Source organism: Devosia sp., assembly GCF_036563435.1.
Taxonomy (GTDB): domain Bacteria; phylum Pseudomonadota; class Alphaproteobacteria; order Rhizobiales; family Devosiaceae; genus Devosia.
This window is the reverse complement of the sequence record NZ_DATCMJ010000012.1, coordinates 347,283-369,206: the sequence shown is the minus strand read 5'-3', so window position 1 is coordinate 369,206 and position 21,924 is coordinate 347,283. Positions and strand designations below refer to the sequence as shown.

The 21,924-nt window shown below is 64.3% G+C and carries 18 protein-coding genes and 1 tRNA gene; 11 read left to right on the top strand and 8 right to left on the bottom strand.

All coding sequences use genetic code 11. The annotated features are described in order from the left end of the window. The first annotated feature begins 18 nt into the window (after positions 1 to 18). Positions 19 to 1,512, top strand: coding sequence for a methyl-accepting chemotaxis protein (locus VIL88_RS07770; protein WP_331987486.1), 1,494 nt, complete (start codon positions 19 to 21; stop codon positions 1,510 to 1,512). A 3-nt stretch (positions 1,513 to 1,515) separates the two neighbouring features. On the opposite strand, the gene yihA is transcribed toward VIL88_RS07770, so the two are convergent. The 4 genes from yihA to rpmH all read right to left on the bottom strand — a co-directional run bounded on the left by yihA (position 1,516) and on the right by rpmH (position 4,996). After that, on the bottom strand, positions 1,516 to 2,160 hold the full coding sequence (gene yihA / locus VIL88_RS07765) for a ribosome biogenesis GTP-binding protein YihA/YsxC (protein WP_331987485.1): 645 nt from the start codon (positions 2,158 to 2,160) through the stop codon (positions 1,516 to 1,518). A 458-nt stretch (positions 2,161 to 2,618) separates the two neighbouring features. After that, positions 2,619 to 4,445: a membrane protein insertase YidC gene (gene yidC / locus VIL88_RS07760; RefSeq protein WP_331987483.1), complete on the bottom strand. Its 1,827-nt coding sequence runs from the start codon at positions 4,443 to 4,445 to the stop codon at positions 2,619 to 2,621. After that, positions 4,445 to 4,837: a ribonuclease P protein component gene (gene rnpA / locus VIL88_RS07755; RefSeq protein ID WP_331987482.1), complete on the bottom strand. Its 393-nt coding sequence runs from the start codon at positions 4,835 to 4,837 to the stop codon at positions 4,445 to 4,447. Before rnpA ends, yidC begins: the two co-directional genes overlap by 1 nt. A 24-nt stretch (positions 4,838 to 4,861) precedes the next feature. After that, the gene (rpmH, locus tag VIL88_RS07750; protein WP_035077916.1) at positions 4,862 to 4,996 is read right to left on the bottom strand and encodes a 50S ribosomal protein L34; all 135 of its coding nucleotides are present in this window, start codon (positions 4,994 to 4,996) and stop codon (positions 4,862 to 4,864) included. Between the two features lie 231 nt (positions 4,997 to 5,227). Between rpmH and VIL88_RS07745 the strand changes: the two genes are divergently transcribed. The 3 genes from VIL88_RS07745 to VIL88_RS07735 all read left to right on the top strand — a co-directional run bounded on the left by VIL88_RS07745 (position 5,228) and on the right by VIL88_RS07735 (position 8,332). Continuing rightward, positions 5,228 to 6,646, top strand: a complete 1,419-nt coding sequence (locus VIL88_RS07745; RefSeq protein ID WP_331987476.1) for an FAD-dependent oxidoreductase — start codon at positions 5,228 to 5,230, stop codon at positions 6,644 to 6,646. Between the two features lie 52 nt (positions 6,647 to 6,698). Continuing rightward, a complete protein-coding gene (locus tag VIL88_RS07740) occupies positions 6,699 to 8,129 on the top strand; it encodes a HAMP domain-containing sensor histidine kinase (RefSeq protein ID WP_331987474.1) in 1,431 nt (476 codons plus the stop codon). A gap of 126 nt (positions 8,130 to 8,255) precedes the next feature. Beyond that, positions 8,256 to 8,332, top strand: a tRNA-Arg gene (locus VIL88_RS07735). Positions 8,333 to 8,520: 188 nt separating this feature from the next. Here the strand turns inward: VIL88_RS07735 and VIL88_RS07730 are convergent. After that, entirely contained in the window at positions 8,521 to 9,150 is a 630-nt protein-coding gene (locus VIL88_RS07730; RefSeq protein WP_331987473.1) for a LysE/ArgO family amino acid transporter, read from the bottom strand. A 74-nt stretch (positions 9,151 to 9,224) separates the two neighbouring features. Between VIL88_RS07730 and VIL88_RS07725 the strand changes: the two genes are divergently transcribed. From VIL88_RS07725 to VIL88_RS07695, 7 genes are all read left to right on the top strand, one after another. Next, positions 9,225 to 10,118 (top strand): LysR family transcriptional regulator ArgP, encoded by an 894-nt coding sequence (locus tag VIL88_RS07725; RefSeq protein ID WP_331987472.1) that lies wholly within the window; start codon positions 9,225 to 9,227, stop codon positions 10,116 to 10,118. 143 nt (positions 10,119 to 10,261) lie between these two features. After that, entirely contained in the window at positions 10,262 to 11,284 is a 1,023-nt protein-coding gene (locus VIL88_RS07720) for a LacI family DNA-binding transcriptional regulator (RefSeq protein ID WP_331987470.1), read from the top strand. A gap of 72 nt (positions 11,285 to 11,356) precedes the next feature. After that, positions 11,357 to 13,042 (top strand): ABC transporter substrate-binding protein, encoded by a 1,686-nt coding sequence (locus VIL88_RS07715; protein WP_331987469.1) that lies wholly within the window; start codon positions 11,357 to 11,359, stop codon positions 13,040 to 13,042. A gap of 269 nt (positions 13,043 to 13,311) precedes the next feature. Beyond that, positions 13,312 to 14,286 (top strand): ABC transporter permease, encoded by a 975-nt coding sequence (locus tag VIL88_RS07710; RefSeq protein WP_331987468.1) that lies wholly within the window; start codon positions 13,312 to 13,314, stop codon positions 14,284 to 14,286. 3 nt (positions 14,287 to 14,289) lie between these two features. Beyond that, the gene (locus VIL88_RS07705; RefSeq protein ID WP_331987466.1) at positions 14,290 to 15,327 is read left to right on the top strand and encodes an ABC transporter permease; all 1,038 of its coding nucleotides are present in this window, start codon (positions 14,290 to 14,292) and stop codon (positions 15,325 to 15,327) included. Continuing rightward, positions 15,317 to 16,288, top strand: a complete 972-nt coding sequence (locus VIL88_RS07700; RefSeq protein WP_331987465.1) for an ABC transporter ATP-binding protein — start codon at positions 15,317 to 15,319, stop codon at positions 16,286 to 16,288. Before VIL88_RS07705 ends, VIL88_RS07700 begins: the two co-directional genes overlap by 11 nt. After that, on the top strand, positions 16,270 to 17,286 hold the full coding sequence (locus VIL88_RS07695; RefSeq protein WP_331987464.1) for an ABC transporter ATP-binding protein: 1,017 nt from the start codon (positions 16,270 to 16,272) through the stop codon (positions 17,284 to 17,286). The genes VIL88_RS07700 and VIL88_RS07695 overlap by 19 nt, the downstream gene beginning before the upstream one ends. Positions 17,287 to 17,395: 109 nt before the next feature. Here VIL88_RS07695 and VIL88_RS07690 read toward each other — a convergent pair whose 3' ends face one another. Genes VIL88_RS07690 through VIL88_RS07680 form a run of 3 tightly spaced genes read right to left on the bottom strand, consistent with a single transcriptional unit; the run spans position 17,396 to position 21,924 of the window. Further along, positions 17,396 to 18,757, bottom strand: a complete 1,362-nt coding sequence (locus tag VIL88_RS07690; RefSeq protein WP_331987462.1) for a Xaa-Pro aminopeptidase — start codon at positions 18,755 to 18,757, stop codon at positions 17,396 to 17,398. Further along, complete coding sequence (locus VIL88_RS07685; protein ID WP_331987461.1) at positions 18,754 to 20,835, bottom strand: GMC family oxidoreductase; 2,082 nt, start codon at positions 20,833 to 20,835, stop codon at positions 18,754 to 18,756. The genes VIL88_RS07690 and VIL88_RS07685 overlap by 4 nt, the downstream gene beginning before the upstream one ends. Before the next feature lie 3 nt (positions 20,836 to 20,838). Next, positions 20,839 to 21,924: a sn-glycerol-3-phosphate ABC transporter ATP-binding protein UgpC gene (locus VIL88_RS07680; RefSeq protein WP_331987460.1), complete on the bottom strand. Its 1,086-nt coding sequence runs from the start codon at positions 21,922 to 21,924 to the stop codon at positions 20,839 to 20,841.

The following is a 21,924-nucleotide window of genomic DNA, read 5'->3' as shown; positions in this document are numbered from 1 at the left end:
TCTTCAGAGCGTCCACACATGAACATCTTCAACCAGCTTTCCATCACTCAAAAACTCGTCGTCGCCTTCATGGGCTTTGGCGCCCTGGTCATCGTCTTCGGCGGCATGGCGCTTGCGCAACTGCTGGCGCAAGACAACATGGCGGTCATCGTGCCGCTGGTGCTGGCTGGCGCCTCGGCGGCCCTCGGGTGCCTGGCGGTGTTCGTGCTGTTTTCCCGCGTGGTGTCGCGGCGGCTGAAGACACTGGTAGGCCTTACGGACGAACTGGCAGCCGGGCGCACCGATGTCGTCATTCCCGCCCAGGGCGTGTCCGACGAATTGACCGTGATGTTCAAGGCGCTGGAAGGCTTCCGGGAGGCGCTGACCGAACAGCGGGCGCTTGAAGCTAGCGAAAGGCAGCGCGACGCCAAGGCGGGAGAGCGCCGCCTTGCGTCCGATGCCCTGAGCGATGACCTGCGCGCCACCCTGCGCGCCGTGATGGCGGGCGATCTCGGCCGGCGGATCAATGCAGATTACGAGCAGAGCGACCTTCGGCAGCTGGCGACCGAAGTCAACGGCCTGCTCGAGGCGGTGGACCATGGCCTGACCGGCACCGGCCGGGTCCTGTCCGCACTGGCGCGTGCGGACCTGACGGAGCGGGTCACCGGTGCGTTTACCGGCGCCTTTGCCGAGCTGCGCGACAACACCAACGCCGTGGCCGAAAAGCTCTCGAGCGTCATGGCCGACCTGCGCGCCACCTCGCGCGCGCTCAAGACCGCAACCGGTGAAATCCTTGCCGGAGCCAATGACCTCAGCGAACGCACCACGAGGCAGGCCGCGACCGTGGAGCAGACCACGGCCACGATCGAGCAAATCTCGCTGACCGTGGGCGCCAATGCCGCCCGGGCCCGCGAGGCCAATGAGGCGGTGTCGGCGGCTTCAAGCATTGCGGTGGAAAGCGGCAGGGCCATGGAAAGCGCCACGGAGGCCATGACCCGCATCTCGACCTCCTCGGCCAAGATATCGAGCATCATCAAGCTGATCGACGACATCGCCTTCCAGACCAATCTCCTGGCGCTCAATGCGTCGGTGGAAGCAGCGCGGGCAGGCGATGCCGGCAAGGGCTTTGCCGTGGTGGCGGTGGAAGTGCGGCGCCTGGCGCAGTCGGCCGCCTCGGCCTCGGGCGACATCAAGCAGCTGATCGACGTTTCGGCCGGGGAAGTGGCGGGCGGCACCAGGCTCGTGACGGAAATCGCCGAACGCATTGCCGCGCTCAACGGCTCGGTGACGCAAAGCGCCGCCCTGATCGGTGAGATAACGCAGGCCAGCCAGAGCCAGGCCACCGCCATCGAAGAGGTCGCCGTCGCCGTCCGGCAGATGGACGAGATCACCCAGCACAATGCGGCACTGGTGGAACAAACCAATGCGGCCATCGAGCAGACCGAGTCGCAGGCGGCCGAGCTGGACCGGATCGTCGAGGTCTTCACCATCGACGAGCGGGCGCCGCGCGTGCTGCGGCAACGGGCTGCCTAGCCTCTAGCTTTCCAGCAGCATCGCGATTTCGGTGCGCAGTTCCTTGAGCCCCTCGCCCTTGAGCGAGGAGGTGAGGATCACATGCGGATGGGCTGCCGGACGCTTGAGGATCGCAGCCTTGGTGGCGGCGATGACCTTGCTGAGCTCGCCGGCTGATGGCTTGTCGGCCTTGGTCAGCACCACCTGGTAGCTGACGGCGGCCTTGTCGAGCTCGTTCATCACCGTCAGGTCATTGTCCTTGGGGCCGTGGCGGCCATCCACCAGCACATAGACGCGGCGCAGGGTGGAGCGGCCGGTCAGATACTGGTGGATCAGCTTGGTCCATTGCCGCACCTTGTCCTCGGGCGCCTTGGCATAGCCATAGCCGGGCATGTCAACGATGCGCAGCGGCTCGCTCTGGGATTCAAAGATATTGAGCTCCTGCGTGCGGCCGGGCGTGTTGGAAGTACGCGCCAGAGATGACGTGCCGCAAAGGGCGTTGATGAGGCTGGACTTGCCCACATTAGAGCGGCCGGCAAAGGAGATCTCGACCCTGTCCATGGGCGGCAGGTCGGCGATGCGCACGCAGCCTTTGACGAAGAGGAAGGGCCGGGCGAACAGGAGGCGGCCGCGCTCGATCGTGTCGGTGGGATAGTCGATGTCGCTCATGCTGCGGCTTTCTTTGTAGGACTGTTCTGCACCAGCCATTGCGGCGGTGTAGGGGCAGTTCCGGGCGGCACGCTCGGGTTTGAGCTGAGGGTACCGCAGTTGGTGTTGCTTCAACAAGTTAAGAGCCCTCGGGTCAAGCCCGTGGGTGACGGTGGGGGCCAGGAAGCCCGGATGGTGGGGTTATCGCCTCCCTCCCCCTTGAGGGGAGGGACCGAGGGTGGGGGTTCTGAGGGCGCCCTATTGTCTGCGGCTGGGGATAGGCTGGAGCCCCCCACCCCAACCCTCCCCCCGCAAGGGGGGAGGGAGCCAGAGATCGGGGTCTGGGGTTGCCCATGCTCTGCGGCTGGGGGATGGGCTGGAACCCCCCACCCCAACCCTCCCCCGCAAGGGGGGAGGGAGCCTGGGTCCGGTGGTTGCGTGAGCTGCAAATGAAAAGGGCACCCTTGGGTGCCCTTTGCTTAGCTCTTGGTTTGTTCGGCCGGCTTGGGTTTGCGGCGGAAGGTGTCGAGGATGTTGCCCAGCAGGTTCACCTCGGCGCCGTGGCGCTTCATGATGAACCATTGCTGCGTCACCGACAGGGTGTTGTTCCAGGCCCAGTAGATCACCAGACCCGCCGGGAAGGTGCCGAGCATGAAGGTGAAGATCACCGGCATCCAGTTGAAGATCATCGCCTGGGTCGGATCGGGCGGCGGCGGATTGAGCTTCATCTGCACCCACATGGTGATGCCCATGATCACCGGCCAGATGCCCAGGTGGAGGAAGCCGCCGATGATCGGGAGCACGGTGGGGTTCCACGGGATCAGGCCGAACAGGGTGAAAATGTTGGTCGGATCGGGCGCCGCCAGATCCTGGATCCAGCCAAAGAACGGCGCGTGGCGCATGTCGAGGCTGATGAAGATAACCGTATAGAGCGCAAAAAAGACCGGGATCTGGATCAGGATCGGCCAGCAGCCGCTGAGCGGATTGATCTTTTCCTTCTTGTAGAGCTCCATCATCGCCTGCTGCTGGGCAGGGCGATCGTCCTTGAGACGCTCCTGGATGGCCTTCATCTCCGGCTGTACGCGGCGCATTGCGGCCATGGAGGCATAGGAGCGGCTGGCCAGCGGGAAGAAGATTGCCTTGACGATCACCGTCACGGCAAGGACCGCGAGGCCAAAATTGCCCAGGATCGAGTAGAGGAAGGTAAGGAGGTAGTACATCGGCTTGGTGATGAACCACAGCCAACCCCAGTCGATCAGCAGATCGAAGCGGTCGAAGCCATATTCGGTCTGATAGGCGGAGATGACCGATTCTTCCTTGGCGCCGGCAAACAGGAAACTCTCCCGTTCGGCGGTGGCGCCGGCGGCGATCACGACGGGCGTCGTTTCCACATAGGAGGTCTGGTAGTCGTCAAAGCCCGTCGTATTGGTCCAGCTGAAGCGGGCATTGATCGGCGTGCCGGCGGGCGGCAGCGCGGCCGTGGCCCAGTACTTGTCCGAGAAGCCGAGCCAGCCGGTGGTGTTCTCGTAGGTCGCCTGCATGTCCTTCTGCAGGTCGGTATACTTCTTGGAAATCAGGTTGTTGTTGCCCAGGACGCCATGGGGGCCTTCATGCTGGATGAAGAAATTGGCCACCTTGGGCGTGTTGTGACGGATGACGCGAGCGTAAGGATAGAGCGCCACATCGCCCTGGGTCCGGTTCTCGATGGTCTGCCGGATGGTGAAGAGGTAGTGCTCGTCCACCGAAATGGTGCGGCGGAAGATGAGGCCCGCGCCATTGTCCCAGGCCAGGGTCACCGGCGTTGCGGCGGTCAGCGTGGTGTTGGCGCCCTCGACGGCCCAGACGGTCTGCGCATTGGGAACGGCGATGCTGTTACCCGCGACCGGTACCCAGCCTTCTTCGGCGAAATAGGCATTGGGGAGACCCGCCGGGGTCAGCAGCGTGATGATCGGCGAGTTGTCTTCCACGGTCTCGCGATACTGCTTGAGGCGCAGGTCGTCGATGCGAGCGCCGGCAAGATTGATGGAGCCCGACAGGTCCTCGGTCTCGATGGAAACGCGCTGCGATGCCGCAATCGCTTCATCGCGCGTGGCAAAGGTCGCGGTGCCAACGGCGGCGGGGGCGGCGGCCTGGCCGGGCGTGGCCGGGGTCGCCAGCGCTGCATCGGCGGCAGCCTGCTGCTCGGCGGCAATCTCGGCCTGGCGCTGCGCCCGTTCCATCTGCGGCCCGGCAACGAAGAACTGCCAGCCGAACAGCACGATCATGCTGAGCACGATGGCCAGGATTATGTTGCGATTGTTTTCCATTATCTCGGTTTCCGTGGGCCGCGGCCGGAAGATGCGCGCTCGTCGGGCGACCGGGGCTTGTGCACGCGCACGATCAGCGCGCCCAGGTCGGCAACGAGCTTGGTAAAGGGTTCTGTCAGGGCTTCACGCCGTCCCACCAGCACATAGTCATGGTGATCGACAAAGTCACGCGCGCAAGCTGTCACAGCGGCGCGCAGGCGTCGCTTGATGCGATTGCGCTCGGGGGAATTGCCCGTCTTCTTGGTGACGGTGAAGCCGATGCCGGGTTGAGCGTCTTCGGCAGGCACGACCTGCAGCCCAAACGCAGAGCGCCCGGCGCGATTGCCCCGGGCAGCCCTTTGGAATTGGGAACGCTTGCGCAGCCGACGCAGGGCGTCAGGCTTGTGCTCCATGGCCGTCATCCGGCCGGGAAGGCCTTAGGCCGAGAGCTTCTTGCGGCCGTCGCGGCGGCGACGGTTGAGGATCGCACGACCGTCCTTGGTGGCCATGCGGGCACGGAAACCGTGGCGGCGGGCACGCACGAGCTTGGACGGCTGATAAGTACGCTTCATGACATCAAACCGCGCCGGGCACGGTTCCTCTGGTTTGGCTCTGCACAAGCAGGAATTTCAGACACACGATCAGGCGCCGGGCGCCCACGGTGCGGGTTGGTGGCGTCTATAGGGAAATCCGGGCTTCAAGTCAACGCGGCTCCCAGCACTTCCTCCGCTGCTGTTCCCCGTTGTTTTCGCGACCGGATGACCTCATAAGTCCGGCAGCATATCACAGGGCCGTTCCAGCCGATGGCGGACTTTCTCAAACCTGACCTCTGCATCCTGGGCGCCGGCGCCCTGGGCACGGCGCTCGCCATCAAGGCCCGCACCCATGGTCTCTCGGTGGTGCTGGTGCGCCTGCCGCGCGACGCCGAAAACGATCCCACCGGCGGCAGGCTCAGACGACAGGCCGTTGCCGCCAGCGCCGAGCGGGCCCATCTGATGCGCAGCGCCGGCATGCTGGGTTTCGCCAATACCGAGCCGAAGCTGAGCTTCCGCGTGATCGGCGAACGCGCGGCGTCCATCGCCGAGGCGGCTGCGCCACGCGACAGCGATGCGCGTCTCGCGGCGCTTGGCGTGGACGTGCGGACCGGCGACGCGCTCTTTACCGACCGGCAAACGCTCCGGTGCGGCGAGGCGGCGATCCGCGCCCGCCACTATGCCCTGGCCATGGGCGGGCAGCCGGTGGTACCGCCTCTGCCGGGTCTCGACGCGGTGAGCTATTTCACGCCCGATACCATTGGCGACGCCACGCGCAAGCTCAGCCACCTGGTGGTGATCGGCGGCACGCCCGAGGCCTTCGAACTGGCGCAGACCTATCGCCGGCTGGGCTCCAGTGTAACGCTGGTGCCGCAGGGCGGGCTGTTGCCTGGCTTTGATCCCGAACTGGTCGCCCTTCTCCTGCGCCAGTTGCGCGAAGAGGGCATTGCCATTCTCGACGATGCCGAGGTCGCCTCCGTCGTGCCGCGCGGCCAGGGCACCGGCATCGTGCTGCGCCGGAGCGGGGGCGAGGACAATCTCGACGTCTCCCACATTCTTCTCGCCATGGGGCGCCGCCCCGACCTCGACGGACCGCTGCTCGAGGCGGCCAAGCTGGTGCGCGACCGCGACCAGCCGGATCGCTTGGCTCTGGGAGCCAATGGGCAGACCTCCAACCGCCGCATCACCGCCCTGGGCGGGACTTCGGGCCATGAGGCGCCGCAGGTCGAGACGCGGCAGGTCAGCCTCCTGGTGCAGCGCCTCCTCGGCCGGGGCAGGGGGCGGCTCGATCCGCTTGCCGTGCCGCTGGTGGTGGCGACGCAGCCGGCGCTGGCGCAGTTCGGCCTGCTCGACCCAGGCAAGGCGCGGCGGCCGAAAACAGTGCTGCGCAGCAACCTCGCCGAAAGCGACGCACGGCGGGCCGACGGCACCGCGCAGGGCGTCGCCAAGCTCGTGGTGGAAGCCGATGGCACGATCATCGCAGCCGGCATCATCGGCTCGGGCGCCGCCGATCTTGCAGCCATGCTGGCGCTGGCGTCTGCGCGCGGCCTGCGCCTTGACGCGCTCGGTGATCTTGCCCTCTCGCCGACCGCGGGCACCGCGGTTCTGCTGGAGCTGGCCGAGCAGTTCGCGAACAATCGTCCAGCCGCAGGCTGGCGGGGCAAGCTTCCCTTGTCCAGACGCCGCTGATCGGCCATCGGGGGGCTTACCTATGTCCCGCCTTTGCCTGTAAAGATTGGGCATGACAGCGCAACGCAGTGTCCTGCCCGGCCGGTTTTCCGGCCTTTCCATCAAGCTCATCGCCACCATCATGGCGGTGATCCTGCTGGTTGAAGTGGTGGTCTACCTGCCCTCCATCGCCAATTTCCGCGCCAGCTGGCTCGATGACCGGCTGCGCGTGGGCGTTGTCGCCGCCCGCGTGCTCGATGCCGTGCCCGACGTCATGGCCCTGCCGCGCAGCCTCACCGATCGCCTCCTGACCTCGGCCGGCGCTAATGCTATCGTTTATCGCCGCGAAGGGCAGAGCCAGTTGATCGAGTTCGCCAATCCGATCACCCCCGGCGAGGTCATCACCGCCGACATGCGGCAGCGCGACCTGATGACGCTGATGGCCGGCGCGCTCGACACGCTGTTCGCGCCGCCCGGCCGCACCCTGCGCATCCTGGGCGACGGCGATCTCGACGACAGCCAGGTGGAACTGTTGATGTATGAGCGGCCGCTGCGCCAGGACATGCTGGCCTATTCGCGCCAGATCGGGGTGGTGTCACTGGCCATTGCCGCCATTACCGCCGTCGCGCTTTATCTCCTCGCCAGCAACCTCTTCATCTATCCGGTGCGGCGGCTGACGCGCAACATCCTCGCCTTCCGCCAGGCACCCGAGAATGCCAACCTTGTGCTGACTCCATCGACGCGCCGCGACGAGATCGGCATCGTCGAGCGCGAACTGGCGGCAATGGAATCGGATCTCTTTTCCATGCTGCGCCAGCGCCGGCACTTGGCCGACCTGGGCCTCGCAGTTGCCAAGATCAACCATGACCTGCGCAATACCCTGACCTCCGCGCAACTGCTGTCCGACCAGGTGGCAACGCTGGACGATCCCAAGGTGCAGCGGCTGGCGCCGCGGCTGGTGACCACGCTCGACAAGGCCATCGGCTTTGCCCAGTCGGTGCTCGATTATGGGCGGGAAACCTCCGCCCTGCCGGTCCTGAACCCCACAAAGCTGCGCCCGCTGGTCGATGACGCCGCCTTCGAGGCGCGCCTCGTGGGGCACCCTTCGGTGCAGTTCGAGAACCAGGTACCCGAGGATCTGGTGCTGACGGTCGACGCCAACCAGTTCGGGCGGGTGTTCCTCAACCTCTTGAAGAATGCGCGCGAAGCACTCGAAAGCCTCAACGGGGCCGAGGCCTCGCCGCGCGTCTGGGTGTCCCTGGACCGAGAAGGGGAGAACCTCGTCCTCTCCGTTGCCGACAACGGTCCCGGGCTGCCACCACGCGCTCGCGCCAACCTGTTCGTCGCCTTCGAGGGCTCTGCCCGCGCTGGCGGCACGGGCCTTGGCCTCGCCATTGCGCGTGAAATCACTGAGGCGCATGGCGGCAAGCTGGTCCTGGCCGACCAGAGCACTGGAACGCGCTTCGATCTCGTGCTGCCGCAAAACCTCGTTGTCCCCAGCTAAGCGGTGCCCCCACTAAAAACTGTCACAAGCGCGCTTGCCAAGCCACCATCGCCCATGTATGGGTTGCGCCGCTTCAGGACGTTGAGCGTTCCGCCTCCGCCCTGAACTGCCGTTTCAACGGCCTGCGCGCCCGTAGCTCAGCTGGATAGAGCACCAGACTACGAATCTGGGGGTCAGGAGTTCGAATCTCTTCGGGCGCGCCATTTCCAAAGCCATAGCCACTCATCAGCGCTGGTTTTTCAGCCTATCAGTACCGTTGGCTGTGATATTCGATACATTCCGGTGCCGCTGTCCTTCGGCTTTTAGGCTGACGTCGTCGTGCCTACTCGTGGTTGCCTTTCAGCTCGATCAAGCGGCGAAAAGCCTCTGCAGTGCACAGGGTCGCCCTTGATCAGGTCGGATGGTTCAAGGCGCCAACCAGAAGGGAGGCGGCAAGGCTCAGCATGACAATGCCGACCACCAGATCCAGGCCCCGCCACGCAGATGGACGGGCGAAAATTGGCTGCAGCAGACGGGCACCATAGCCAAGAGTGGCGAACCAGGTGAAACTTGCCGTCGCCGCTCCCAGGGCGAAGATGGCACGGAGCTCTTGCGGTTGTGCCGATCCGGCCGTTCCCATGAGCAACACCGTATCGAGATAGACGTGCGGGTTGAGGAACGTGAATGCAGCGCCCGTCATCAGCGCGCGCCGGAGTGGCATGCCGGCGCCCTCGGCTGCAGCCATGGCCTTGGGCGAGGCCGTGCGGCGAAGTGCTGAAAGGCCATACCAGCCGAGGAAGGCGGCTCCACCCAGGGCGAGGATGGTGGTGAGCTGCGGGGCAGCTGCCAGAAATGCGCCAACGCCACTAACGCCGGCTGCAATAAGCAGGGCATCGGACAAGCCGAAGAAAAGCACGATCGGCCCAACATGCTCGGCTTTCAACCCTTGTCGCAGGACGAAGAGGTTCTGTGCACCGATGGCGACAATGAGTGCTGCAGATAGAGCGAAGCCCGACAGGAACGGCGGCAGGAAGGTTGTCATGGCCGCGCTGATGGCACTTAGGATGCCACAAGTAAAACTTGAAAATCTTAGCTTGATGAAGCCTAGCTTCATTCATGCTTGATTATCCCGCTATCGCGGCCGTTGCTGCTGTAATTGAAGAAGGCACCTTCGAACGTGCTGCAATGGTCCTCGGTATCACGCCCTCAGCTGTCTCCCAGCGCGTGCGCGGCCTTGAAGAGCGTCTCGGTGGCGTTCTCATCGTTAGAGGACTGCCCTGTAAACCCACCGCACTGGGCCAGACGCTTTGTGCCCACTTCACCCGTGTCCGTCTGCTCGAGACGGAACTCGGGCCCGATCTTGCTCCCGACGGAAAGGATCACCGGCACCTGTCTCTCAAGGTGGCGGTGAATTCGGATAGCCTCGCCACCTGGTTTCCGGAGGCGGCCAAGCGGTTCGGTGCCGTTCAAGGCACTCCGCTCGACCTAGTCCTTGATGACGAGGCGCATACCGCCGAGCGCTTGCGCTCGGGCGAGGTGGTAGCTGCTATCACGGCAGAGGCAGACGGTGTTCAGGGATGCCGAAAGATCCCGCTCGGAGCCTTGCCCTATGCAGCCTGCGCTAGCCCCGACTTCGTCGCTCGCTTTTTCCCGGCCGGCGTTAGCGCCCAGGCGCTTGCGAACGCACCATGTTTGCGGTTTGATCGTCGGGACGGGCTGCAGGCGAGGTGGGCAAGGGAAACGATGGATGTCGAGATCGATCCTCCCATCTACTCCGTTGCCTCAACCCACGCTTTTATCGACCTTGCCGTTGCCGGGCTGGCCTGGGGCATGCAACCAGTCATGCTGGCTAGGCCACACCTTAATGCCGGCACGCTGGTGGAATTGGTGCCCGGCACCGAAATTGCGGTTGCGCTGAACTGGATAGTGGCTCGCTTGCCCGTAGCAGCACTGGATCGGCTAACAGATGCTGTCCGCGCGGCGGCGAACCAGGCATTGCTCCATCCGTAGCGTCAGCTACAGCTCGGCCTCGTGACGGCGATCCGCTTCCCTCCTAGGGCAGCCACAAGGCGGGTTGACAGACCTGTGAAATCGATCCCATAGTTTGTGGGATCGGTCCCATCAACGGCCGGCATCACGGGAGGGGAGGCGGTATGGTTACCATTACCGACGTCTGCAAGCGCGCAGGCGTGTCGCGCTCCACCGTGTCGCGCGTCGTGGCTGGCAACGGCTATGTTTCGGAGGCCAAGCGCAAGGCCATCGAGCAGGCGATTGCCGATCTCGGCTATCGGCCCAACAGCTTCGCTCGGGCGCTCCGCTCCAATCGATCCAATGTCATCGGCGCCGTCATGGTCGATATTGGCACGCCTTACTTCGCCGAAATCATCTACGGCGTGCAGCGCGCCATTCGCCCCGCCGGCAAGTCACTAATGGTGTCGTCGGGCTATGCCGACCAGGACATGGAAGCACGCGCCATTGTCGAAATGGTTGATCGCTCCTGCGATGGTATCGTGCTGTATCTCGAGCGCCCGATGCGCCCTGAAGTGGTCGAGATCCTCAAAAAGGCAGCCGTGCCGGTGGTGTCGATCGGCCACAACCACTATCCCTTTTCGCGGGCCACGGTGGGGCTAGACAATTTCGAGGGAGCCCGCACCGCGATGCGCGTGCTCCTTGACCAGGGGCACCGCAGCATCGTCTATCTTTCTGGCGACCTGACGATCGGGGACGCCATCGACCGACTGCGCGGCGTGGAGGCGGCGCTGTCTGAAGTCGGCATGAGCCTCGATGACATCGAGGTGCAGTCCGGGCTCTTCCACGACAGCTTTGGCCTTTCTGCAGGGCGTGAGCTCCTGGCGCGCCGCCGCGACTTCACGGCGGTGTTCGCCGGCGCCGACGTCATTGCGGCAGGCTTTTACATGGCCATGCGGGAAGCGGGGCTGCGGGTTCCGCAGGACGTGTCCGTCATCGGGTTCGATGACAGCTACCATTCCCAATTCATGTCGCCGCCCTTGACCACCATCCGCCAGGAGGTCGGCGAGTTGGGCAAGCAGGCGGCGCAGCATCTACTCGCTTTGCTCGCGGACCCCATGGCCGGGCCGCTGCAATCGCTGGTGCGGACCAGACTGGTCGATCGCTCCAGCGTCGCCGTGCCAAGCCTCGTCAAGGAGGTCGCATAGCAGACGGCCTCTTAGGCCGATCCGTTTCAACGAGCCGTTCTCGAGGAGGAGAACCAATTGGGAGGAGACACAATGAAAACGATCAGGCGGATGGCCCTGACGACGGCAGGTTTGGCAACGCTCGCGCTCAGCATGCCAGCCATGGCGCAAGAGGATCGGGTGGTGCTGACGCTCCATCCCATCGACAGCGACGCGCTGGTCGAGAATTTCAACCCCAACAATCCAACCGGACCGCAGCAATTCGTGCGCGATTTTGCCTACGAGCCGCTGTGGATCGACAATATCTGGCACCCGGAAAACGACTTCCCGGCACTGGCGACCTCCTACGAAATCGCCGATGACCTGATGTCGATCACCTATAAGCTCCGCGAAGGGGTCAAGTGGAGCGACGGCGAGGACTTCAACGCCGACGACGTGATCTTCACCTTCGACTATGCCAAGGCCCACGTGGATTACCCGATGGGCATCGACATCTATGTCGAGGAAACCGATACCGGCACCGTCGTCAGTGCTGAAAAGATCGACGACTTCACGGTCAAGTTCAACCTCAAGCAGCCCGATGCTCTGGCGCGCTATGCGTTGGGCGGCATCTATCCGCTCCCCGAGCACATCTGGGCCGAGGTGGAGGACCCCAAGAACTTCGCCAATACGGAGATCGTCGCCACTGGCCCCTGGACGGAAGTGACCAACTTCTCGCGCTCTTCGGTCGAGCTCTGCCGCAATGAGACCAGCCGCTACAACGCAGAAAACGCTATCGATTGTCTGCGTTTCCTCCAGCTCAACGGCAATGAGCAGATCATCGCTGCAATGTCGGCGGGGGAAGTGGATTGGCTGGGCACCGGCCTGACCGATCCGGAAATCACCTTCACCCCGCAGAGCGAATACAACAATTACTGGCTGCCGCCGGGCGGCGACGTAAACTTGCAGATCAACACGACCAAGGCACCGTTCAACGACCTCGAATTCCGCAAGGCGCTTTCGGTCGCCATCGATCGCGACACCATCGTCGATATCTCGACCTTCGGCCTCACCACCCATACCCGCTTCCCGGTGGGCACCGGCGAGGCCTATGCCACCTGGCTCGATGAGGCAGCGCTCGAGCCCTATACCTGGCTGATGGAGTATGATCCCGATCGCGCAATGGAACTGCTCGACGCCGCCGGCTTCGTCGACGCCGACAATGACGGCTTCCGCGACAATCCCGACGGCACCCCGATCTCGTTTGAGATCAACATTCCCAATGGCTGGACCGACTGGATCAACACCGGCCAGACCATCTCGGAAAACCTGCAGGATGTGGGCATCAACGCCGTGGTGCGCACCATGGACCAGGGCGCCTGGAACGATAAGGCGCGCACCGGCGACTTCGACAGCTACATCATGTGGACCAATGGTGGGCCGACCCCCTACAACACCTACAATCCGATGTTCAATCCGCGCAACATGGAAGCCGGTCGCGTCGACTACCAGGCCATGCACCAGATGCGCCTGCCTGAAGTTGAAGAAGCTCTGCAGGCCTTCCGCAGCACGGCCGATGCTGCCGCGCAGCAGGAGCAGATGACCAAGATCCACGTTGCCGTTGCAGAAAACCTGCCGGTGATCGGGCTCTTCGCCAATCCTAACTGGTATGAGTACTCGACCCGTAAGTTCGAAGGCTGGGTGACCGAGGAAAACCCCTTCGTGCGTCCACTGGTGTTCGAAGGCACGCGCGAGCGCGTGATCCACGCTCTTGCCCTCAAGCCGATCAAGCGGGAGTAGGCGGTAGACCCCCACCCAGCCTCCCCCGGAAGACGGGGGAGGAGTCCTGCCGGTGGGTGGAACTCGATCCAACTCCTCCCCCTCCTTCAGGGGGAGGCTGGGGGGAGGCTGGGGGGACTCACAGGACGACCCTCCTGCAAAAGGAGAGGAGGCGCAGAAGCCAGACGCTTCGCGCACTCGATAGGCATCCTCAAGACCAACAGGTCAGGACGCCGACGCCGCGGCGGGGCTTGCTCCCGGTCCCGCCCGGCCGTTTCGGAGGAGACGAAATGATATACATCCTGCGACGCGTCGCCTTTTACCTGGCCGCCTTCTTCGTGGCGGTGACGCTGAACTTCTTTATCCCCCGCATCATGCCGGGTGATCCATCGGCGCGCATCATCGCCTCGTTCCAGGGCCGGCTGAACGACGCCCAGGTCGAAGCGATCCGAGCCTCCTACGGTACGTCGGGCTCGCTGTGGGAGCAGTATATTGGCTATGTGGGGCAGGTCCTGCGCATGGATTTCGGCATCTCGACGGTGCAGTTCCCCGAACCCACATCCTCGCTGCTGTTTTATGGCGCCACCTGGACCTTGGTCCTGGTCGGCATTTCCATCACCCTGGCCTTCCTGATCGGCACCATGATGGGCATCCACGCGGCCTGGAATCGCGGTGGCTTCTTCGACTCTGTCTTTACCCCCATCAACGTCATGCTCAACGCCTTCACCCCGGCCGTGGTGGCGCTGCTGCTGTTTTATGCCTTCTCGCTGCAGCTGCAGTGGTTCCCGCTGGGCCGGGCGCATTCGACCGGGATCGCACCCTCCTGGGATCCGGCGTTTCTGGGCAATGTGCTCTACCACGCGACCCTGCCTGTACTCTCGATCCTGATCGTCAGCTTCGGCAGCTGGCACCTGGGCATGCGCAACGTCATGATCAATCTCCTCAACGAGGATTTCGTCATCCTGGCACGTGCCAAGGGCCTGAGCGACCGCCGCGTCCGCTACCGCTATGTCGCCCGCAACGCCATCCTGCCGCAGATCACCTCGCTTGCCCTGTCCGTCGGCTTTCTTCTCGGTGGGGCGCTCGTAACCGAGCAGGTGTTCAACTATCCCGGCCTTGGCAAGTTCACCGTCACCGCCATCGAGAGCCGCGACTACTCGTTCATCCAGGCGCAGCTGCTGCTTTTGACCATGTCGGTCCTGGTGGCCAATCTCCTGTCCGACATTGCCAACGTCGTTCTCGACCCCCGCTTGCGAAAGGGCTGATCCATGGCTGATATCACCCATACTCCCGCCATGACCTTGCTGGATCGCCTTGATCGGGAGGCGGTTGCCAGCGCTGCGCCCAGCCAGGGCGAACTCATGCGCGAGCTTGGTATCAAGGGCCGGCCCGGATGGACCAGCCGGCTGCCGCCCTCGCTCGCCGCCTTCGTCACCAATCCCAAGGGAATGATCGGGGTCGTTGTGCTGCTCGGCCTCATCCTTTTCTCGCTGCTGGGGCCGCTCTTTAGCGAATACAATCCGCAGCGCCGGGCCGGAAAGCCGCATGTGGCGCCCGGCTACGAGCATGTCATGGGCACGACCCGCATGGGCAAGGATGTCTATACCCAGCTCGCCTATGGCGGCCGCATGAGCCTTGCCGTCGGCTTCGGCGCAGGCCTTGCCGCGGCCCTGATCGGCCTCGCCGTGGGCATCTCCGCCGGCTATTTCGGCGGCCGCATCGACGATGTGCTCACCTTTCTCGTCAACGTCGTGCTGGTGCTCCCGGGCCTGCCATTGATCATCGTTATTGCCAGCCTGGTGGAGAGTGCGGGGCCCCTTGTGATCGGCACCGTGCTGGCGCTGACCGGCTGGGGCTGGTCGGCCCGCACCATCCGGACGCAGACCATGTCGCTGCGCACCCGCGAATTCATCCTCTCGGCCGAACTCATGGGCGAGCGGAAGTGGCGCATCATCCTCAAGGAAATCTTCCCCAATATGCTGAGCTTCTTCATGGGAGGCCTGGTGCTGGGAACCATATCAGCCATCCTCGCCGAAGCGGCGCTGAGCTTTATCGGCCTTGGCGATCCCAATGCCGTCACCTGGGGAACCATGCTCTATTGGGCGCAGAACAACATGGCGCTGCAGTTAGGTGCCTGGTGGGAAATCTGGCCGCCCGCCATCGCCATCATGCTGACGGGGGCGGCGCTGGTGATGATCAACTTCGCCGTCGACGAAATCACCAATCCGCAGCTCAAGGCTTCGCGCAAGATCGGTCGCATCCGCCGCTTCCTCGCGCGCCGGGGGAGAAGCGCCGATGTCTTCTGATCGCAACCTGATCGAGGTCCGCAACCTCACCGTCGACTATGTCGGCGAGCATTCGGTCGCCCGCGCCGTCAACGGCATCGACTTCGACATCCGCGAAGGGGAGGCCTTCGGCCTGGCGGGGGAATCCGGCTGCGGCAAATCCACCGTCGCCTTTGCCCTGGCCCGTCTCACCCGTCTCCCTGGCCTCGTCTCGGGCGGCGAAGTGCGCCTCAATGGCGAAGACGTCCTCAAGTTCGACAAGGCCCGCCTCAAAGCCTATCGCTGGAACGAGGTCAGCTTCGTCTTCCAGTCGGCCATGAACGCGCTCAATCCGGTGATCCCGGTGTCCGAGCAGATCATGGACGTGATCCAGACGCACCAGCCCGAGCGCGGCAAGGACGGTGCCCGCGCGCGCGCCGTCGAGCTGTTCGAGCTGGTGGGCATTCCGCCCGGTCGCCTCGATGACTTCCCGCACCAGTTCTCGGGTGGCATGCGCCAGCGCATCTGCATCGCCATTGCCCTGGCGCTCCAGCCGCGCCTCATCATCATGGACGAGCCCACCACCGCGCTCGACGTGGTGGTGCAGCGCGACATCATCGAGCAGATCGTCGATCTCAAGTCGCGCATGGGCTTTTCGGTCCTCTTCATCACCCATGACCTGGGCCTGATGATCGAGTTCTGCGATCGCATCGGCGTCATGTATTCGGGCCGGCTGGTCGAGGTGGCGCCCGCCGAAGCCATCCTGACAAATCCGCAGCACCCCTATACCAGGGCCCTGGGCAACAGCTTCCCGCCCCTCACCGGTCCACGCATACGCATGGAAGGCATCCCGGGCACGCCGCCGGATCTGCGTTCCTTGCCGCAAGGCTGCCGCTTCTCGCCGCGGTGCCCCCACGCCATGGACATCTGCCGCGAACAGGATCCAGCACTACGCTATTACCCCGAGAACCGGAGCGAGGCCGCATGTCACTTGCTGAATTAGAAGCCCGCCCGGTACTGACTTCCAACGCCGACCCCGTCATTGAAATGGATGAGGTGCACAAGGAATTCGTCCTCGGGGGCGCCTTCCTCAATCAGACCTTTCTGCGCGCCCTGTCCGGCGTTTCGCTGAAGCTTACCCGCGGCCGCGCCCTGGCGCTGGTCGGCGAATCCGGCTCCGGCAAATCCACCTGCGCGCGCATGCTGGCTCGTGCCTACGAGCCCAGTGCCGGTTCCATTCGCTTTCACGGCGACGACATTGCGACATTCAAGGGCCAACGCCTCCAACGCTACCGGTCCGAAGTGCAGATGGTTTTCCAGGACCCGTTTGGGTCGCTCAACCCCACGCAGTCCATCGGCTATCACCTCGAGCGCCCCATCCGCCTCCACCGCCCAGAGCTCAAGGGTAAGGCGATCGAAGCCGAGATGCTGGCGCTCCTTGAAAGCGTCGGCCTCCGGCCCGCCGCCGACTACCTCAAGCGCCGCCCGCACGAACTCTCCGGCGGCCAGCGCCAGCGCGTCGCCATCGCCCGCGCCCTCTCCGTCCGGCCGCAGGTGTTGCTGGCGGATGAACCAACTTCGATGCTCGACGTCTCCGTCCGCCTCGGCATCCTGAATTTGCTGGAAGACCTCAAGCAGCAGCGCCAACTCGCCGCCCTCTACATCACCCACGACATCGCCACGGCGCGCTATTTCGCTGAAGAAACCGCGGTCATGTATGCCGGCCATGTGGTGGAGCAGGGGCCCAGCCAGGAGATCACGGACAATCCCCGGCACCCCTATACCCAGCTCCTGATCGAAGCCGTTCCGAACCCCAATCGCAAGATCGCCGTGGTGCCCGGCCGCCGCGCCACCGATATCCCGCTCTGGACTCGATCGAGCCGCGGCTGCCCCTTCGTCTCCCGCTGCCCCCGGGCGACATCGGTCTGCAAGGAAACCATGCCCAAGCCGGTTTCCGTCGGCCCCGGCCACACCGCCCGCTGCCATCATGTGGCGTCCTGATCTGCTAGGTGCCGTGCTAGCCGCGCGGCGATACACTTCTTGAGCGAACGGTGCTCCCCTTCAAGCAAAAGAAAGGGGCCGCGCTAGCGGCCCCGATCAGTCTTCGCCATCAGGAACGAACGATTACGTGGTCGCTGCGGAGCCAAAGCGGCGGCAGGCATAGCTGGATGTTGGAAAGCGGCAGCAGGTGCTCGCCCAGCGTGACGCCGATCTGGTCGCGGAGGAATTTGCGGCGCGCCTGGATGCGGGTCCAGGTTTCCGGATGCTTGGCCGCGAGTTCGGCGCAAAGCGCAGCATCCGCGATGGCAACCGCATCTTCGCAGTTTAGCGCCTTGCCTGCTGGCATTGGGCCGGGAATGACGTCGACCTGAAAGACCATGCCTGAGCGCAGGATTTCGGTCGAACCCGGCCGCACCGGGGAATGGCTCCACTCGTCATAGCTGACCAGATGCCCGGGGTTGAGCGCCGACTTGAGGTTGGCTTCGGCCAGCTTGTTCACCACCGCTTCGTGCAGGGCACCTCCGGTCGTCCCGATATTGGCGGTTTCGTACCAGGTGACGAGCGCGTCGAAGTACGATGCCGCGATAGCAACAAAGCCGTCTTCACTGTCGTCGAGCATGCCGGCGCGCGAGCTCAAGCCACCCCAGTAGCCCACGGCCGTCGTGACCCCGTCACCCTTTTCGAGCATGCGGGCGCCGGCACTGTTGAGGCCGTGGATGGCATGGCCCGCATTGCCGGAAGCAAACATGGTGTGGGCGCTGAGCGGCTCGCCGGCATAAAGGAAGTTGCGCCCGGCCTCGATCTCCAGCTGCCCGGGGCGCGCGTTGGTAACAACGTTCCACACCGAAGCTGAGGCGCGGGTCGAGGCCCATTCGAAGGCCGCGATCTGGTCGGCATCGACTATGCTGCGCAGGCCGTCCTGCGGATGCATCAGCAGCGCCGTCTCGTCGCTCAAGCCGTCAGGCCCACCGATGATGCGGGAGAGGATCACGATCATATAGTGGGGAACAAGGAATCCGGGGCGCTGGTCACCCCATTCATTGGCTTCGAGATATTTCCAGCCGACGACACCAACCGTATCGCCACTCGAGAGACCCGCGTCCCGCAGCACCGCTTCAAGGCTCGGCTTTTTGGTCCGGTCCTGCGCCATCAGGCTCAAGGACTGGCTGAGCATGGTTTCGAGGTTCGGGAGCGGGGAGATGGCGGTGAAGCTCTCGGACTCGTTCCCGGTGATGACGACGCGGCGGCCTTTGGGCCCGAGCAGCAGCACGGCTTCTTCGAAGCGTGGATCAAAGCCGGTCAGGTGGAGGATGTTGGCATTGTGCTCGCGGTCGGCATAGACGAAGAGCCAGGTCTTGCCGGCGCGTTCGTAAAGCGCGTCGCAGCGTGCGGACAGCGTTTCTGCCGGGATCTGCGGACGTACCAGGGGAATGCCGAAGTCGGGCAGGGCGACGGATTGCAGATGGCTCATCGGGAAGACTCCATGTCGGGCTGTAGTGGCAGCCGGTTGAGCAGGTGGTCGGCGCAGCGGAATGCCAGCGCCATGATGGTCAGCACCGGGTTGAAGGCACCATTGGTGGGGTGCAGCGAACCGTCGGCGATAAAGAGATTGTCGTGGCCCCAGACGCGGCTGTTTACGTCGGTAACCGAAGTTTCGGGCGAGTTGCCCATGCGGCATGTACCTGCCTGATGCTGATAGGATGACAGCCGCGGCACCGGTGGCGTGCCCCAGACCCGGCTCGCACCGGCCGCGGACAGCCAAAGCTTGGCCTTTTCGAGGATGGCTTCTGCAGTTCGGGTGGTTTCGGGATGAACGACGCCGGACATGCGTGCGACCGGGCGGCCCCACTTGTCCTTGACCGCAGGATCGAGTTCGACCCTGCATGTGGGATCGGGGATTTCGTGCACCGGACCCTTGACTGCCAGGACGTGCCGGTAAAAACGGCGCATGAAGTCATGCGGAGCCTGGCCCCAGCGGGGCAGGCCCGGTGGCAGAGCCTGCTCCCAGAAGGCGATGGGCGTCATGATGAAGTCGTCGGCTAGCATGGCGCCGCCGACGACACCGGGCAGACCATGAACGAAGTCGGTAGTGGCGATGGTAACGCCGGGGCCTTTGCCGCCGTGCACCGGCCGATCGAAGATGCCGAAGGCGGTGGGGTAGGTGTGCCCTTGGAGATGGCGGCCGACCTGACCGGATGTGTTGCCCAAGCCTTCGGGTTCCCGAGCGCTCGGCGACAGGAGCAGCAGCCGCGCGGTCTCGATGGCGCCGGCGGACACCACAACGATATCTGCATGGGCAGAGGCCGCATGGCGCAGCTCCCCGGCATCTTCCCAGATCAGCCGAACGCCGGTGACCTTTCCTGTGCTGTCGGTCTCGATTCGGTCGGCAAGGGTTTCGACGGCAAGGTGGAGGTTGCCACTCGCGAGGGCCTTGGGCAGGAGCGTGTTCTGGGTGCCGTTCTTGCCGTCACTGGGGCAGGCAAAGCCCGGGCAGCTTGCGCATTCGATGCAGGCTTCACGATCGTCGCGCGGCACCGAATTGATGAGCATAGGCGGCTGAGTGGTCGTCAGGCCCAGCCTGCCGGCTGCCGCGGCAAGAACCGAAGCCGCACCATGACGCGGCAGGGGTGGCATGGGCAGGGGCGCGGAGCGGCTCGGCTCGTGCGGCAGTGCGCCCGGAGGCCCGCAGACGCCAATCTCCTGTTCGACCCGCACATACCAGGGTTCGAGTTCGTCGTAGCCGATGGGCCAGTCGGCAAGGCTCGACCCGTCTGGCACGCCGTAGCGGCTGGCCATGCGAAAATCATCGGGGTGGAAGCGCCAGGCCTGGCCGCCATAGATCAGGGTGCCGCTGCCGACGCAGGCCGCGTTGTTGCCATAGGCCACGGTATGCGGTTCGACTGCATGTTGCTGCCCGTCCGGCGTCACGAGAATGCGCGGGCCATCGTCAGCGTCGGGCCCGGTATTGTGGCCATAGACAGGATTGCGGTGGTTGCGCAGATGGTCGCGGTGGCCGCTATTGGCATAGTCCAGCCAACGGCCACGCTCCACCAGCAGCACCTGCTTGCCCGCCAGTGCCAGCTGGCTTGCAACAATGCCACCGCCTGCTCCGGCGCCGATCACGATGGCATCGAAATGCTGGTCAAGCGTGGGTCGCACGGGCTCGGCAACGGGGATGTTGTCCGGGCCTGATGGTCCCTCCGGCAGTCCATGCTCGTAGCCGATCTCGGACCAGGAGCGCGCCTCCGGATTGCCGCCATTGCCTGGATCGGCGTAGATGGCTTCGGCCGCCCAGCGAGCGAGCAGTTCAAACCAGGGCTCGTGGTCGATCTCGCCGATCGCACGATTCAGGGTATTGTCGTCACAGGCCACAATGTCGACTTCGGCGCAGAGGCGCTGGAATCCGCGTTCTACACCCTCGCGGGCGTTCTCGACGGCACCCAGCCGCGCCGCCACATAGGCTGGCACGCCCATGGCACGACTGCCCAGGACCGGATCGGGGGCGATCCGGTCGAGCAGGCGCAGGAAGGCGGGACCGTCGAGGAGCATTGCTTAGCCCAGGACGCGGTCGGTTGCAGGGTCGAGCAGGTGCACCCGTGCCATATCGACGGCGAGGCGCAGCTTGGCGCCGCTGCGGATCGAGCTTTGCGGCAGGAGCCGGGCAACGCTCGACGCCTCGCCCATATCGAAGTGAACCAGCGTTTCCATGCCGAGCGGTTCAACGAGACCCGCGGTGATGTCGAGCCCGACCACACCATCGCCAAGGCTGAAATGCTCGGGGCGGATGCCTAGAACCGCCGCCTGACCCACGAGGGGGCGAAAGAGGTCGGCGCGGTCCTGCGGCACCGCGAGAAGCTGGCCATCGGGCATGCGAACGGCCAGGGCGTCGGCGGAGGACTCGACCCTTACCGGATAGAAGTTCATGCCCGGCGAGCCGATAAAGCCGGCGACAAACCGCGTTGCCGGCTTGAGATAGAGTTCTTCGGGCGGCGCGATTTGTTCGATGGCGCCCTTGTTCATGACCACGACGCGATCGGCTAGCGTCATCGCTTCCACCTGATCGTGCGTTACATAGACGGTGGTCGTGGGAATCCGGGCATGCAGTGCCTTGATCTCGGTGCGCATCTGCACGCGCAGCTTGGCGTCAAGATTGCTGAGAGGTTCGTCGAACAGGAAGACCGATGGATTGCGGATCAGCGCCCGGCCCATGGCCACACGCTGGCGCTGCCCACCGGAGAGCTGGCGGGGCTTGCGGTCGAGCAACTGGTCGAGGCCGAGGATCTCGGCGACGCGTTTCAGCCGTTCGGCGATCTCCGCCTTTGGCACCTTGCGCAGCTTGAGGCCGAAGACGATGTTCTCGGCGACGCTGAGATGGGGATAGAGCGCATAGTTCTGGAACACCATGGCGATGTCGCGTTCACCCGGCTGCAGGTCGTTGACGCGCTTGCCGTCGATGCGGATCTCACCTTCGGTGATGGATTCGAGTCCGGCGATCATGCGCAGCGTCGTCGACTTGCCGCAGCCCGACGGGCCCACCAGAACGATGAACTCCCCCTCGGCGATTTCCAGATCGATGCCGTGCACCGTACGGGTTTGGTTGTAGGCCTTGACGACCTTGTCGAGTGTTACAACGGCCAT

What these genes read in the sequence shown, in the direction of transcription:
- rnpA (WP_331987482.1), bottom strand. Translation starts at nt 4,837, where the DNA reads ATGGAGCACAAGCCTGACGCCCTGCGTCGGCTGCGCAAGCGTTCCCAA.
- VIL88_RS07715 (WP_331987469.1), top strand. Translation starts at nt 11,357, where the DNA reads ATGAAAACGATCAGGCGGATGGCCCTGACGACGGCAGGTTTGGCAACG.
- VIL88_RS07705 (WP_331987466.1), top strand. Translation starts at nt 14,290, where the DNA reads ATGGCTGATATCACCCATACTCCCGCCATGACCTTGCTGGATCGCCTT.
- VIL88_RS07700 (WP_331987465.1), top strand. Translation starts at nt 15,317, where the DNA reads ATGTCTTCTGATCGCAACCTGATCGAGGTCCGCAACCTCACCGTCGAC.
- VIL88_RS07720 (WP_331987470.1), top strand. Translation starts at nt 10,262, where the DNA reads ATGGTTACCATTACCGACGTCTGCAAGCGCGCAGGCGTGTCGCGCTCC.
- VIL88_RS07680 (WP_331987460.1), bottom strand. Translation starts at nt 21,924, where the DNA reads ATGGCCGTTGTAACACTCGACAAGGTCGTCAAGGCCTACAACCAAACC.
- yihA (WP_331987485.1), bottom strand. Translation starts at nt 2,160, where the DNA reads ATGAGCGACATCGACTATCCCACCGACACGATCGAGCGCGGCCGCCTC.
- VIL88_RS07770 (WP_331987486.1), top strand. Translation starts at nt 19, where the DNA reads ATGAACATCTTCAACCAGCTTTCCATCACTCAAAAACTCGTCGTCGCC.
- VIL88_RS07685 (WP_331987461.1), bottom strand. Translation starts at nt 20,835, where the DNA reads ATGCTCCTCGACGGTCCCGCCTTCCTGCGCCTGCTCGACCGGATCGCC.
- VIL88_RS07690 (WP_331987462.1), bottom strand. Translation starts at nt 18,757, where the DNA reads ATGAGCCATCTGCAATCCGTCGCCCTGCCCGACTTCGGCATTCCCCTG.
- VIL88_RS07710 (WP_331987468.1), top strand. Translation starts at nt 13,312, where the DNA reads ATGATATACATCCTGCGACGCGTCGCCTTTTACCTGGCCGCCTTCTTC.
- VIL88_RS07730 (WP_331987473.1), bottom strand. Translation starts at nt 9,150, where the DNA reads ATGACAACCTTCCTGCCGCCGTTCCTGTCGGGCTTCGCTCTATCTGCA.
- rpmH (WP_035077916.1), bottom strand. Translation starts at nt 4,996, where the DNA reads ATGAAGCGTACTTATCAGCCGTCCAAGCTCGTGCGTGCCCGCCGCCAC.
- VIL88_RS07745 (WP_331987476.1), top strand. Translation starts at nt 5,228, where the DNA reads ATGGCGGACTTTCTCAAACCTGACCTCTGCATCCTGGGCGCCGGCGCC.
- VIL88_RS07725 (WP_331987472.1), top strand. Translation starts at nt 9,225, where the DNA reads ATGCTTGATTATCCCGCTATCGCGGCCGTTGCTGCTGTAATTGAAGAA.
- VIL88_RS07695 (WP_331987464.1), top strand. Translation starts at nt 16,270, where the DNA reads ATGTCACTTGCTGAATTAGAAGCCCGCCCGGTACTGACTTCCAACGCC.
- yidC (WP_331987483.1), bottom strand. Translation starts at nt 4,445, where the DNA reads ATGGAAAACAATCGCAACATAATCCTGGCCATCGTGCTCAGCATGATC.
- VIL88_RS07740 (WP_331987474.1), top strand. Translation starts at nt 6,699, where the DNA reads ATGACAGCGCAACGCAGTGTCCTGCCCGGCCGGTTTTCCGGCCTTTCC.